Origin of the sequence: Chakrabartyella piscis, assembly GCA_030067835.1 — a bacterium.
In the GTDB taxonomy this organism is placed as follows: domain Bacteria; phylum Bacillota; class Clostridia; order Lachnospirales; family Anaerotignaceae; genus Chakrabartyella; species Chakrabartyella piscis.
Genome location: CP092441.1, coordinates 2348557 through 2362452, shown reverse-complemented (window position 1 = coordinate 2362452; position 13896 = coordinate 2348557). Strand labels below are relative to the sequence as shown.

At 38.4% G+C, this 13896-nt stretch carries 17 protein-coding genes; 13 read left to right on the top strand and 4 right to left on the bottom strand.

Annotation, left to right across the window (positions count from 1 at the left end; translation table 11 throughout):
• The first annotated feature begins 9 nt into the window (after positions 1–9).
• Positions 10–477 carry a 6,7-dimethyl-8-ribityllumazine synthase gene (ribH, locus tag MJY40_RS10595; RefSeq protein ID WP_317854216.1) on the top strand — a complete coding sequence of 156 codons (468 nt, stop codon included), beginning with the start codon at positions 10–12 and terminating at the stop codon, positions 475–477.
• 98 nt (positions 478–575) lie between these two features.
• The gene (locus MJY40_RS10590) at positions 576–1106 is read left to right on the top strand and encodes a hypothetical protein (protein WP_317854215.1); all 531 of its coding nucleotides are present in this window, start codon (positions 576–578) and stop codon (positions 1104–1106) included.
• Positions 1107–1236: 130 nt separating this feature from the next.
• Here MJY40_RS10590 and MJY40_RS10585 read toward each other — a convergent pair whose 3' ends face one another.
• Positions 1237–3363 (bottom strand): heavy metal translocating P-type ATPase, encoded by a 2127-nt coding sequence (locus MJY40_RS10585; protein WP_317854214.1) that lies wholly within the window; start codon positions 3361–3363, stop codon positions 1237–1239.
• Positions 3364–3375: 12 nt separating this feature from the next.
• Complete coding sequence (locus tag MJY40_RS10580) at positions 3376–3657, bottom strand: DUF6110 family protein (protein WP_317854213.1); 282 nt, start codon at positions 3655–3657, stop codon at positions 3376–3378.
• A 520-nt stretch (positions 3658–4177) separates the two neighbouring features.
• On the opposite strand from MJY40_RS10580, the gene MJY40_RS10575 reads away from it, so the two are divergent.
• Positions 4178–4411 carry a polya polymerase gene (locus MJY40_RS10575; protein ID WP_317854212.1) on the top strand — a complete coding sequence of 78 codons (234 nt, stop codon included), beginning with the start codon at positions 4178–4180 and terminating at the stop codon, positions 4409–4411.
• A gap of 43 nt (positions 4412–4454) precedes the next feature.
• On the opposite strand, the gene MJY40_RS10570 is transcribed toward MJY40_RS10575, so the two are convergent.
• Positions 4455–4697, bottom strand: a complete 243-nt coding sequence (locus MJY40_RS10570) for a helix-turn-helix domain-containing protein (RefSeq protein WP_317854211.1) — start codon at positions 4695–4697, stop codon at positions 4455–4457.
• A 128-nt stretch (positions 4698–4825) separates the two neighbouring features.
• Here MJY40_RS10570 and MJY40_RS10565 point away from each other — a divergent pair, with 128 nt between their 5' ends.
• A complete protein-coding gene (locus MJY40_RS10565; protein WP_317854210.1) occupies positions 4826–5278 on the top strand; it encodes a hypothetical protein in 453 nt (150 codons plus the stop codon).
• A gap of 192 nt (positions 5279–5470) precedes the next feature.
• Here MJY40_RS10565 and MJY40_RS10560 read toward each other — a convergent pair whose 3' ends face one another.
• Positions 5471–5692, bottom strand: coding sequence for an alpha/beta-type small acid-soluble spore protein (locus tag MJY40_RS10560; protein ID WP_317854209.1), 222 nt, complete (start codon positions 5690–5692; stop codon positions 5471–5473).
• 274 nt (positions 5693–5966) lie between these two features.
• Here MJY40_RS10560 and MJY40_RS10555 point away from each other — a divergent pair, with 274 nt between their 5' ends.
• From MJY40_RS10555 to MJY40_RS10515, 9 genes are all read left to right on the top strand, one after another.
• The gene (locus MJY40_RS10555) at positions 5967–6464 is read left to right on the top strand and encodes an SEC-C metal-binding domain-containing protein (protein WP_317854208.1); all 498 of its coding nucleotides are present in this window, start codon (positions 5967–5969) and stop codon (positions 6462–6464) included.
• A 1-nt stretch (position 6465) separates the two neighbouring features.
• The gene (locus MJY40_RS10550; RefSeq protein ID WP_317856446.1) at positions 6466–7518 is read left to right on the top strand and encodes an L-threonylcarbamoyladenylate synthase; all 1053 of its coding nucleotides are present in this window, start codon (positions 6466–6468) and stop codon (positions 7516–7518) included.
• 15 nt (positions 7519–7533) lie between these two features.
• Complete coding sequence (gene rpiB / locus MJY40_RS10545) at positions 7534–7962, top strand: ribose 5-phosphate isomerase B (protein WP_317854207.1); 429 nt, start codon at positions 7534–7536, stop codon at positions 7960–7962.
• Positions 7963–8056: 94 nt separating this feature from the next.
• Entirely contained in the window at positions 8057–8683 is a 627-nt protein-coding gene (gene upp / locus MJY40_RS10540; RefSeq protein WP_317854206.1) for a uracil phosphoribosyltransferase, read from the top strand.
• A 115-nt stretch (positions 8684–8798) separates the two neighbouring features.
• Complete coding sequence (locus MJY40_RS10535; RefSeq protein ID WP_317854205.1) at positions 8799–9839, top strand: glycosyltransferase family 4 protein; 1041 nt, start codon at positions 8799–8801, stop codon at positions 9837–9839.
• Between the two features lie 304 nt (positions 9840–10143).
• The gene (locus MJY40_RS10530; protein WP_317854204.1) at positions 10144–11151 is read left to right on the top strand and encodes a DnaD domain protein; all 1008 of its coding nucleotides are present in this window, start codon (positions 10144–10146) and stop codon (positions 11149–11151) included.
• A gap of 225 nt (positions 11152–11376) precedes the next feature.
• The gene (locus tag MJY40_RS10525) at positions 11377–12372 is read left to right on the top strand and encodes an ATP-binding protein (RefSeq protein ID WP_317854203.1); all 996 of its coding nucleotides are present in this window, start codon (positions 11377–11379) and stop codon (positions 12370–12372) included.
• A 174-nt stretch (positions 12373–12546) separates the two neighbouring features.
• Positions 12547–13236 carry a DUF554 domain-containing protein gene (locus tag MJY40_RS10520; RefSeq protein WP_317854202.1) on the top strand — a complete coding sequence of 230 codons (690 nt, stop codon included), beginning with the start codon at positions 12547–12549 and terminating at the stop codon, positions 13234–13236.
• 183 nt (positions 13237–13419) lie between these two features.
• Positions 13420–13884, top strand: coding sequence for a ribosome maturation factor RimP (locus tag MJY40_RS10515; RefSeq protein ID WP_317854201.1), 465 nt, complete (start codon positions 13420–13422; stop codon positions 13882–13884).
• Positions 13885–13896: the final 12 nt, after the last annotated feature.

Sequence of the window (13896 nt, the reverse complement as noted above, 5' to 3'; positions counted from 1 at the left end):
AGAATGCATATGAAAACTTATGAAGGAAATGTGGTTGCAAAGAACATCAAAGTGGGCATTGTGGTGGCAAGGTTCAATGAATTCATCACTTCTAAATTGTTGGGTGGTGCAGTGGATGCATTGAAACGTCACGAAGTTATGGAAGAAGATATCCAAATTGCTTGGGTACCTGGTGCATTTGAAATTCCACTGATTGCACAAAAAATGGCAAATAGCAAGAAATACGATGCTGTCATTTGCTTGGGTGCTGTCATCAGAGGGAGCACAACCCATTACGATTATGTGTGCAATGAAGTGGCAAAGGGAATTGCAATGGTATCTATGCATAGTGAAATTCCTGTGATGTTTGGCGTTTTGACCACAGAAAACATTGAACAAGCAGTGGAAAGAGCTGGTACAAAAGCAGGAAACAAAGGCTATGATGTGGCTTGTGGTGCCATTGAAATGGTGAATCTCATAAGAGAATTGGAGCAATGAGAAAAAAGAGATATTGACAAAAATGCAAGAAACAGATAGCATGAAAGGGTTGGTGATGCCCAACACAAATAATGGAACAATAGAAAGTAGGAAACCAAATGGAATTGCAGAAAAAAGAAGTGGCAACACATGGTTGTACCAATCAGTGTAAATGCCAACAAAAAGCATATGGCTTATGTGGCGGTTGTGGTACACACAATCAAAAAGCAGATACCAAGGAATTGAGCAGTGCAGCACAGGAGTTGGTGAAACAGCTGGAAATCCATTGCTATTTGCCAGTGGTGCAATTTGTTGTCCAAGACACCACAGATCCCATGTTCAAACTCGTTGCCTATTCACCAGTATATATAGAAGAAACAGAGCAAACCATAGAAGAAATTCGAGATATGGGTAAAGTGCTTGTAGATTTGCAAAAGAAGAAAATCCTGACTTTGGACTATCATTTGCCACTACAAGGATATGCATATCAAGAGTATCTGGAATCAGAAGTGTTTGTGGAATTTGCAAACAGTGTGGTTGCAGAAATGAAACAGGAATATACAGGTGTATTTGCAACCATCCAAAAGGGCAGTATGGCTTTGACACAGGAATATTTGGATCAAATTGATGGCTTTTTGGAAGAAAAATAAATATATTGGCAGATAAAAAGGGTGGATTCTCATTGTATAGGAACCACCCCTTTTTGTATCGAATTATTTGTGTTTTTTACCTGTGTAAATGCACATAATCATTGCAAAAACAGCAAGATATGACCAGAATTTATGTTGTTTCATGTTCAATCACTTCCTCACTTTTCAATGTAGGTCTTGTAGAAAGACCAGCCAAACTCAAAGTTGAAACGTTGTGTAACCATGCAGAGGTGCTGCTGGAAATGACACCACCCATACCCAAAAGGATCAACATGGAATTGAATCCAACAATAAAATTATAATTATTGGAAATCTTGTTCATCAAAGCTGTGGAAAACTTTCTAGCATAAACCAGTTGTAGTAAGCTTTCGTTATGAATTGCAATGTCGGAAACTTCTCTTGCAATATCAGAAGAGCCTTTCAATGTTGCAGAAACATGTGCCATACTCAAAGCAGGTGCATCGTTGATACCATCACCAACCATCAAAATGGTTTTGCCTTCTTCTTTCAAAGATTGGACAAGACTGGATTTTCCATCTGGCAAGACAGAAGCAAAATAACGGTCAATGCCCAATTCATCGCAAATATGTTTTGCAACAGCTTCGCCATCACCTGTAATCATAATGATTTCTTGGATACCTTCTTTGCGGAGTGCCTCAATGGTTTCTTTGGCATCATCCCTTGGTGGATCGTTGATACAAACAACACCAACCAACTCGTTGTCAATTGCCAAATAAACAGCACTATCGCTTCCGATGGCATCTGTCAAATATGTATTTGTAGCTTCATCCAAAGGAATATTTTCATCTTCGAAAACAAAATGCTTGCTACCGATAACTGCTCGATGACCTTGGTAAGAACTTGCAATTCCATGTGCCACGATGTATTCCACTTTTTCGTGGTTTTCTGGATGCACCAAGTCTTTTTCTACTGCATGAGCCACAATAGCAGAAGCAACGCTATGAGGGAAATGTTCTTCCAAACAAGCAGCAATGGTTAAGATAGTATCTTCTGTATATGCATCACTTACAGAAATCACCTTGGAAATCTTTGGTACAGCTTTTGTGAGGGTTCCAGTTTTGTCAAAGACAACAGTGTCCACTTTGGAAAGCAATTCTAAGTATTTACCACCTTTGACCAATACTTGATTTTGTGTTGCTTCACGCAAAGCGGTGATGATCACAAGTGGTGTAGTCAATTTGATTGCACATGAGAAATCAACCATCAAAACAGACAATGCTCTTGTGAAATTGCCTGTGAATGCCAAAGTTGCAAAGAACAAACCAAAGCTGACAGGAACAATACGATCTGCAAGTTTTTCAGCATTGCCTTGGATTGCAGCTTTGTTTTCTTCACCAGTATCAATCATTTGAATGATTTTGGAGATTCTGGAACTGTTGGAAAGTTCACGTACAGAAAGGGTAATGTCACCTTCTTCAATGACAGTTCCTGCAAATACAGTGCTACCTTCGTTTTTATGAACAGATAAAGGCTCACCTGTCATCATAGCTTCATTGATGAGTGCATCACCATCTACAATGGTTCCATCTACAGGAATCATACTGCCAGTTCTCACACGAATCACATCACCAATACACAAATCTTTTGTAGGAATTTGAATTTCTTCACCATCTCGAACCAACCAAACTTTGTCGATGTTGATGGCAAGACTTCCAGCCAAAGCATTCTTTGCACGAGCGTTGGAATATTCCAAAAGAAGCTCAGATAGAGAAAGTAAGAACATAATGGATGAAGATGTGTCATGTTGTCCTGTACACAAGGAAGAACCAATTGCAGTTGCATCCAAAACCTCAACAGAAATACGTCCCTTTCTCATGCATCTCATACCACTACGCAAGTATGGAATGGATTTGATGCCTACATATCCTGCATGGAAGGAGCCAGGTAAAATGAAGGAAAATGCAGTTTTGGTAATGGCTTGTTTCAAACACATTTTAGACAATTTTTGTCTGAATGCGGTTTCGATTTCAGCTCTTTTGACTTCGTCAGATGCAACACCATCTTCCAATTCCAATAAGTTCAAGCCAGATAATAGCTTAAGGGCTTCTGTTTTGGAAGCAGCACTTTCATATGCAAATAGAACACTACCATTGGCGGTGTTGGTTTGTGCCATGGTAATTCCTTCAATTTCCATCAGTAAATTTGTAATAGAATAGCCTTGTTCTTTGGAGAAGGCATATTTACCAAATCGCAACCTGAGGCGATTTAGCTCATCGCATACAATTTTGAAATTCATATGCTCACCTTCTTATGCTTCTTCTACTTCTTCAATTTCTTCACAATCACATTCACAATCACATGCTTTTGCTTTTTTTGCTTCATCTTTTGCGCTTTCGTACAAATCTTCTACATCTTCACGCAAATCAGCAACAGTTGCTTCTACAGTATCTTTTGCCATCAAACCTTTTGCTACAGTTTTGACAACAGCTGTTCTAGTTTTTTTACTTTTGGCAACTTTAGCACCCAAAATACCTGCTACAGCACCACCGAGAAAACACCATACACAATCTTTTTTAAAACAATCTAACATTTGAAGCCCTCCTTTAATTATGATGTATTTTTGAGCTAATTGTTATGCAAGGCAATTCGATGTATAAACTCTGCTCAAAGTGTCTTTTTATTATAACATAAAGAATAATAAAATCTAGGCTAATTTGTAAGAAAAGTAAAGGTTTTGTCTTGTTTGTAAAAAATATATTAAAAATGTATATATTTGGAATTTTAGATGGACGTAGTTCAATACAGATGGAAATTGGTGTATGCGTATTGCATTATAGACGTGGAAGTTGCAATGGAGGTATGTAGATTTCCATATTACATAAAAATTAGGCTCTGTAAGAAATTTGTAATGGAAATAGTTGGCATTGTGTAAGAAATCGTAATAGAGTTGAAAGTGTATTCAAAAATTATTGTGCTATACTATAGGTGTATCAGATATGAGGTATGTATATGTTATTGGTCGAAGGATGAAGCGAACCCCCAGAAGGGTCGTCTATCATCTTAAGAATAGAAAACAATTGGTATTATATGTAAAAGGAGATTGAGAAAGAATGAAATTGAGAAATATCGAAGACGTAGAAAAATTTAGAGAAGTAATTAGAGAATGTAATGCAGATGTATTGTTGCAATCCCCTCAAGGAGATGTTTTCAACTTGAAGAGCACATTGTCTCAATATATAGCATTGGGTAGATTGTTGAGTGAACAAGGTGAAGAATTGGAATTGTTTGCAAGAGATAGAGAAGATGAACGTAGATTGTTGTCCTTCTTGGCAAGCATTCGCTAAAATGGTTTTTATGAAGAGAGTGGTATCATGCCTATTCTCTTTTTTATTGCAATTCTTGTTCCAATGTTCGAAATAAATCATCATCAAAAAAATCTATAATTGTAATATCCAAGCCATCACATAATTTTTTAATGGTAGATATGGTAGTGCTATTATTTCTTCCACTCACTATATTATTGAGTGTGGATTGCGTAACACCGCTCATCGTTGCTAGTTTATTTATGGTAATGCCACGACCTTCGCATAATCTCAATAGTCGTTGTTTTACTGCTTCTCCAACTGTCATAAGTACCTCCTGATAAATGATTTACTATAAGGTTAACCATTTTGAGGTTAAAAACTTACCTCATTTGAGTTGACCAATTGGAAATAATATGATAAATTCACCTCAAAAGAGTTATGAGAGGTGATTTTATGAAAACCTGTTCCTTTTTTGGACACAGAGAAGTATCCGATACAATAGAAGACAAACTACTTGAGTACATAGAATACGCAATCAACACCCTTGGTATCACTGCATTTTATGTAGGCGGATATGGTGATTTTGACAGAAAAGTAACCAATTTAATGATTCCAATTCGAAATAAATACCCACATATCCAACTGCTGCTTGCATTGGCATATTTACCTACGAAAAAGGACCCTATAGACAAATCCAATTGGTATGATGATACGGTGTATTTCGATGGTTTGGAATTTGCACCAAAACGTTTCGCCATCACAAAACGCAATCGTCTAATGGTAGAATCCAGTGATGCTATTATCTGCTATATCACACGCAACCATGGTGGAGCATATACAGCAGTAAAGTATGCAAAGAAACAAGAAAAACCAATTTTAAATTGTGTGAAAACCGATGTTTTGTAGGGTGGGGGCTTGCTCCTGCCGTTTTACTATCCAGAAAAGATTCCTCACTCCATTTGGAATGACATTCCATTGGCTTACCATACAAACACCCGTCCATCTCCACAAAAAAAGAGAGTCTGAAACCGAAATTTCACACCCTCTTTTCCTTATACTATGGGATTAGTGCCCATAGTTTGCCAGAATTACTCTTGATTAGCCTTGTGTTTTTTCAGCCATCATTTTTTCTTGTGCTTCAATCATTTTTTTGACCATATATCCACCTACATATCCGTTTTGTGCAGATGTCAAGTCACCATTATATCCTTTTTTCAAAGGTACACCAATTTCATTTGCCACTTCATATTTGAATTGTTCCATTGCTGCTTTCGCTTGTGGTACGTTCACTTTATTGCTGGATTTACTAGATTCACTCATTTGTATTTCCTCCTTAAATTCATATAAATTTGTGTTGCAAGATTAGTATGACACGCACATGTATTATTATGTTAGGAACTTATTGGTAGACTTGGAAGTTGGTTTTGTTTTCATTTCTACTGATAGTTTTGCATTTTCATTGTGAAATATCACAAAAAGTTATAAGAATTTCATTCATTTTTCAATTTTAGTTGCATTCTTCGTCAATTTATATTATCATTGCAAAGAGTGGATAATTCCGCAAAGATGAAGAAGAATAAAGGAGAGAATTGATATGAGTTTATACACAGATTGGACAAAAAAAGCTTTTTCCCAAGAAGGCGGTAGTATAGAAACAGTTTGGAACGAATACTTGCCAAAGGAACAAAAAATTTATGAATATATTTTGAGCGAAAAAGTAGAATTGTTGGAAGGTACAGTTGCTGAATTGTCAGAAAGATTCCACATGAAAGCAGAAGAAATCGTTGCTTTTGTAGATGGCATCAACGAAGTTTTGCCAGAACTCTATGAAATGGATACTATGACAGAAGAAACAGCAGTTTCTTTGCAAATTGATTTCGCTGCATTGTACAAAAAAATGGTGGAATACAAAGCAGAAACTTTGTACAACCTTCCTGAATGGGACAACATCTTTGATGCAGACACAAGAAAAAAATTGATGATTGAACAAAAAAGTTCTCGTACCATCGTAAAAGAGGCTAAGGTAGGACGCAACGATCCTTGTCCTTGTGGTAGTGGCAAAAAATACAAAAAATGTTGTGGCAACGCATAAGATGAACACAAGAGTCATCAAAATTAATCCAGAAAATCCAGAAATAGATTTGGTGGTGGAAGCGGCAGAAGTCCTGAAAAATGGTGGTTTGGTTGCTTTTCCAACAGAAACGGTTTATGGCTTGGGTGGCAATGGATTGGACACAGATGCTTGTAAAAAAATTTATGAAGCTAAGGGTAGACCATCGGACAACCCTTTGATTCTACATATTTCCCAATTCAGTGAGTTGCGTTCCATTGTGAGGGAAATACCTCCTATGGGCGAAAAACTGATGGAAGCATTTTGGCCAGGACCTTTGACGATGGTGTTTCCAAAAGCGGATGTGGTGCCTTTGTCTGTGACGGGGGGGTTGGATACAGTGGCAGTGCGTTTTCCAACACATCCAGTTGCTTTGGCAATCATACGTGCATCGGGGCTTCCAATAGCAGGACCCAGTGCCAATTCTTCTGGGAAACCAAGTCCTACAAGGGCTTCTCATGTGGAGTTTGATTTATCAGGCAAAATTGATATGATTGTAGATGGTGGTGCATCCCATTGGGGGTTGGAATCTACCATTGTAGATGTTTCTGGTGAAGTACCTGTGATTTTGCGTCCAGGTGCCATCACAAAGGAAATGATGGAAGATATTGTGGGTGAAGTGCAAATTGATCCAGCAATCCTATCCAAACCTACAAAGGATTTGAAACCAAAAGCACCAGGCATGAAATACACACACTATTCACCAAAAGCAGAAGTGACTATGGTGTCTGGTGATGCAGATTCTGTGGTGAAAACCATCAATGAATTGGTGGCAAACCATCACAAAGAAGGTAAAACCGTTGGTGTTATGGCAACAGAAGAAACGAAAGCCCTTTATCAAGGAGATTATGTATTTTCTTTGGGGAATCGTGAAGATTTTGAGGAGATTGGTGCAAATCTCTATAAACACTTGCGTAAATTCGATTTTTACGAGGTGGACTTTGTGTATGCAGAAGTATTTGCTGAAGAAGGCGAAGGTCTGGCAATTATGAATCGCTTGCAAAAAGCAGCTGGATATCGACGATTAGACGTTTGAAAAAGGAGAAAAGCTATGTTGGCTTTGGGTTGTGATCACGGTGGTTATCAATTGATGAAAGACGTGATGAAATATTTAGATGAAAACAATATCCCATATGAAAATTTGGGTACATATTCAGAAGAAGCAGTGGATTATCCTGTGTATGGCAAAAAAGTTGCACATGCAGTTGCAGCTGGTACACACGATCAAGGAATTATCATTTGTGGAACAGGCATTGGCATTTCCCTTGCAGCAAACAAGGTGAAAGGCATTCGTGCTGCCCTTTGTGGCGATGTTTTTTCTGCAAAAGCAACAAGAGAACACAACAACGCTAACATCCTTGCTATGGGCGCTAGGGTTGTGGGAGTTGGACTGGCATTGGAAATTGTGAAAGCATTTTTGGAAACACCATTTTCCAATGGACAACGTCATATCAATAGAGTCAACCAAATAGAGGACTGAGGCAATGCCACAAGGCTCTGAACCACAATTTTTACGGTTTGTAAATTTTGCAATTGGAACCCTGTGATATTACCTCGAGAAAAGGAGAAAAGCTATGAGCAAATTATTTGTATCTGAACATCCAATGATTCAAAGCAAAATGGCAATGCTTCGTGACAAAGACACAGGCGCAAAAGAATTCCGTGAAATCATTCATGAAGTGGCTATGCTTTTGAGCTACGAAGCAACAAGAGAATTGCCTTTGACAGATGTAAAAGTGGAAACACCTATTACAACTGCTGATTGTAAAGTAATCGACACAAAACTTGCAATTGTACCTATCTTGCGTGCAGGTATTGGTATGACTGACGGTTTGTTGAACTTGATGCCAACAGCAAAAATTGGTCATATTGGTTTGTACCGTGATCCTGAAACTTTGAACCCTGTAGAATACTACTGCAAATTGCCATCTGACATTGAAGAAAGAACTGTTTTCTTGACAGATCCAATGTTGGCAACTGGTGGTACAGCTGAAGCTGCTATCGGTTTCTTGAAAGAAAAAGGCGCTACAAAAATCATCTTCCTTTGTATTTTGGCAGCTCCTGATGGCGTGAAAAAAGTACAAGATGCACATCCTGATGTGGATATCTATGCTGCTGCATATGATCCACAACTCAATGACCATGGTTACATTGTTCCTGGTCTTGGCGATGCTGGCGATAGAATCTTTGGCACAAAATAAAAAGCACCACGTATCATTTATTATGTATTGTAGGGGCGAACCTATGTGTTCGCCCATTTTTTGAAGGTATCATATATTATAATTTATAAATTGCTATTATTTAGGAGTGAACATTTTGATACAACATGATTGGTTATTGTATATTGCCGCATTTGCAAGTGCTTTTGCCATTACTTTGGTGGCAACGCCTTTTGCAAAATGGGTTTCTATAAAAGTGGGCGCCATTGACTATCCAAAAGATAGGGGTGTACACACAAAGCCTATGCCTAGAATGGGTGGTGTTGCCATTGTTTTGGGATTTATGGCGACAGTTTTGATTATATATCCATTTCATCCACATATGAATCTGGTGCAATTTGGTGGATTCATTGTAGGGGCTATGATGATTGCTGTTTTGGGTGCCATAGACGATATGAAAAATCTACCAGCGAAGTTGAAACTGTGTGTGCAGATTGTGGCAGCGCTTGTGGTGATTTTTACAGGTACAGAAATTAGAGTGGTGCTTTGGCCATTTACAGCCACATTGCAAATGTTCAGTTTGCCCATTACTTTGGTTTGGATTGTAGGCGTTACCAATGCAGTTAACTTGATTGATGGTTTGGATGGTTTGGCAGCTGGGGTTTCTTCCATTGCAGCCCTTAGCTTGATGGTGCTTTGTATTATGACGGGTAGCATGACAGCGGTGGTGTTGACAGCAGCTTTGGCGGGTGCTTGTTTGGGATTCTTGCCAAGAAACTTCAATCCAGCAGAGATTTTCATGGGAGATACTGGCTCTACATTCCTTGGTTTTGTTTTGGCAGTCACCAGTATTTTGGGTGTATTCAAGGGATATGCGTTGTTGGCAGTTTGTGTCAGTGTGCTTTGCTTAGGGCTTCCTGTATTTGATACGATTTTTGCAATGCTTCGTAGAATGGCAAAGAATCAGCCCATTATGCAACCAGATAGAGGGCATTTGCACCATAGATTGATGGATCGTGGCTTCACACAAAAACAAGCAGTTTTAATGCTCTATGCAATTAGCGTTTGTTTGGGTGGTTTGGCAATTTTCATCTCTTTCAAAAATTCTTGGACAATTGTGGTGGTATTGCTGACAGTAATTGTACTCAGCTTTATCATTTATTATTTCAATGTGAATATTAGAAACAAACACAAATAAATATAGCAAATAAAAATATTCAGAAGGCTGCTTTCGACGAAATTGTCATAAGCAGTCTTTTCATGTCATGTTGAATGTGATATGATAAAAAGGCGACTAAGGACTAAGGGTGAATGATGAAGAATGAACAGTGAATAGTTGAAAACCAAAATGCTGTCTGTCATGAATCACCACAAAAAGGGTTTGTCATCCTGAGATTGTCCAAGGATCTTAGATTTTTCACTGCATTCAGAATAACAGAAATATAGTAAATGTAGGGCAAGGGCTCTGCTCTTGCCGTTATCAAACAGAAAGGAGGAGCAATATGTCAGAAAACATTCAAATCAGCAAACAGTTCGTAGAAACAGAAGTGACCAAAGCACCTCCTTTATATGTGTGTGTCTATTTGTTATCCAAAGCAAAGGAAAATGCAACCACAGAAGAAATTGCAAAGGATTTGGGGATTTTGGAAAGCGATGTCATTCGTGCATTTGCCTATTGGCAAGATCATCCAGATGTGATGTTGCAACCAAATGAAGTGGAAGCACCTATGCCAGAAACAAAGATAGAAGCGAAATCAGAAGACAAACCAGAACCAGAATCCAGTGGCATTGCTTGGGCAAAGAAACCAGAATACACCACTGATGAAATTGGTATGTATATGCAACACAAAGAAGTCAAAGGGATGATACAACGAGCACAACAACGTATGGGTCGTTTGCTTACAAGAAATGACTTGGAAACCCTATTTGGTTTTTATGATTGGTTGGGGTTGCCTGTGGATGTCATTGATATTTTGATTTCCTATTGTGTCAGCAAACAAAAAACAGCTATGGGATACATGGAAGCAGTTGCAATTGATTGGGCTAAGGAATCTATCCAAACAGTGGAACAAGCAGAAGCGTATATTGAAATGCGTAATTCTGGTTTTGGCAAAATCATGCGTGGATTTGGTCAAAGCGGGCGTGCTCCAGTGGATGGAGAAATCGAATATATGAAACGTTGGCTTAGGGAATATAAAATGCCTGTGGAAGTCATCAAAATTGCTTGTGAACGTACTGTTATGCAAACGGGCAAAGTCAGCTATCCATATGCGGATCGTATTTTGCAACAATGGAATGAAAAAGGCATTCATGGATTGGTAGGTGTAGAAAAGGCAGACCAAGCATTTGTGGCAAAGAAAGATTTGGAAAAAGGACAAAAAGAAGCAAAACAAAATCCACAGGGACAAAAGCCAGACAAACCAAAGAACAAATTCATCAACTACACTCAAAGAGAATGGGATTTCAAAAAATTGGAACAGTTGCAACGAGAACAACGTGACCAATGGTAGGAGTGAACAAGGTTCATTGGCTAAGGACTAATGGTGAATGGTGAACGACTTAAAATCATGTAATACACCACCACAAAATTTGAATATCATACAAAATATGTAGGGGCGATTCACGAATCGACCGTGATATACCGCCAAAAATCACCATGAATTTCGAATATCATACAATATATGTAGGGGCATCCCTATGTGGGTGCCCACAAAAAACCAAAGGAGGGAATGCAATTGGCGACAAGAACAGAAATTTTTCGTGAATTGATGCGAGAATATGATATGATACGAACTGAAAAAGCAGGTGAATTGCGTCAAAGAAAGGAAGCGCTATACACTTCCATACCTCGTTTGGCAGAAATTGAACGTAGTTTGGCTTTGTTGGGTACCAAAATGGCTAGACGCATGTTGATGAGAGGTGCAAATCCAGAAGAAATTGTAGCAGAGTTGAGATTGGAACAAAATGCTTTGGAAATGGAACGCCAAGAATTGTTGGCAAGTAAGCAGTTTTCACCAAAACTTTTGGAATTGGAATATGAATGTGCAGCATGTCAAGATACCGGTTTCATTGGCACAGAACGTTGTTTGTGTTTGAAAAAACGCTTGATGGATAAGATGTATGATCAGTCCAATGTGCGTAAAATCATTGAAATGGAACATTTTGATCACTTCGATTTCCGATATTATTCCAAGGAAGCGTGGCAAAATGAAACCAAAACACCTTTTGAGAATGCCCAAAAAATTTATGCACGTGCAATCCGCTTTACAGAGGAGTTTCCAAAGGGTGAACACCTTCTTTTGACGGGTGGCACAGGACTTGGTAAAACTTTCTTGTGCAATTGTATGGCAAAGGAATTGCTGGAAAAGGGCAATATGGTTTTGTATTTGACTTCATCACAATTGTTCAAAAAATTGGAAGAACAACGTTTCAATAAAAATAATGACGATGAAGAAGCCAAAGAATGGGATCAGGAATTGTTGGAAGCAGACCTCTTAATCATTGATGATTTGGGGACTGAATTTTCTACAGTGTTCACAGCAACAGAGCTATTTCGCATTGTCAATGATCGTATTCTTGCAAATAAATCCATGGTCATTTCCACAAATCTGTCCATGGAAGAATTGATGAATAGCTATTCAGATCGTGTTACTTCCAGATTGTTTGGAGAATTTATATTGTTGCATTTTTATGGAGAGGACATCCGTTTGCAAAAGAAATTTGGCAAATGACAAGTTCCAATTAAAGATAAAAGGGCTTTTACATCTTGTAGGGTACGCATTGTATGCGTGCCAAAAGTGGAATGTATACAATGCATTTCCTACATAATTAAGATGTGTTCATGTATATTAGGTCTCATTAAGTTTAATTGGGATAATGATAAAAAGAAAGCGATGAGGTAAAATATGTTTGCAGTAATTGTAAATGCAGTGGCAGTGCTTGTGGGTGCAACCGTAGGTTTACTATTGAAAAAAGGCATTCCAGAACGTTTGACTGACACATTGATGAAAGGTTTGGGGCTTTGTACCATGTACATTGCTTGGAGCGGGGCTTTGGTCGGTTCCAATACATTGGTGTTGATTCTTTCTGTTGCTATAGGTGCAGCAGTTGGTGAAGGTTTGGATTTGGATACCCGTGTCAATGAAGGTGTACGTAAAATAGAAAAACGTTTCCAAAAGGAAGGTGGCACTTCTTTGGCAGAAGGTATGATCACTTCCACTATGTTGTTTTGTGTAGGGGCAATGGCAATTGTCGGTTCTTTGCAAGCAGGTATTTCTGGTGATTACGAAATGTTGTTTACAAAATCTGTATTGGATTTGATTGCTGCAATGGTGTTTGCTTCCACTTTGGGTGTTGGTGTTTTGTTGTCTGTGATTTGCGTTTTGGTGTACCAAGGTGCAATTGTGTTGTTGGCAGAATTTGTGGCACCATTTTTGTCCACAGATGTGGTTTCAGAGTTGACTTGTGTAGGTTCTGTGCTTTTGTTTGGTTTGGGTCTCAACATGGTTGGCATTGGTAAGTTCAAAGTCATCAATTACCTACCTGCTCTTATTTTTCCTTTGATTTTGACACCATTGTTGGCAAATATCTTGTGATATTGCGATAGGAAACACTTGCAATTTATTGGAAATGATGATATACTTTTATTAGATTGAATAGTAATGCGTGCAGAGAGTGGGTTAAATGCCCACTCTTTATTATTGCATGGAGTACAAAAACAATAGGAACATAGAATTTCATTGCAAATGCATGCAAAACAAAGAAAATGAGGTGTTGAAATGGCAAAAATGAGCAATACAGAAAAGAAAGTCTTGCCTATCTTGGAACCAATCGTTGCAGAACGTGGTTTGGAATTGGTGGATTTGGAATTCGTGAAAGAAGGCGCAAATTGGTACTTGCGTGTGTATGTAGACAAAGATGGTGGTGTGGATATCACAGACTGTGAGTTTGTCAGTCGTGCATTGGATATCAAATTGGATGAAATTGATCCAATTGAACAAGCATATTATTTGGAAGTGAGTTCCCCTGGTTTGGATCGCCCTTTGAAAAAAGATGCAGATTTCGTGAAATTCCAAGGTGAAATCATAGATGTAAAATTGTACAAAGCAAAAGATGGCAAAAAACAATACCAAGGTGAATTGTTGTCCTTGGAAAATGGTGTTCTTTCTATCAAAGAAGGAGAAACCGTATATACATTTGAGCAAAAAGAAGTGGCAAGCGTAAGATTGGCAGTTATTTTCTAAGGAGGAGTCGGA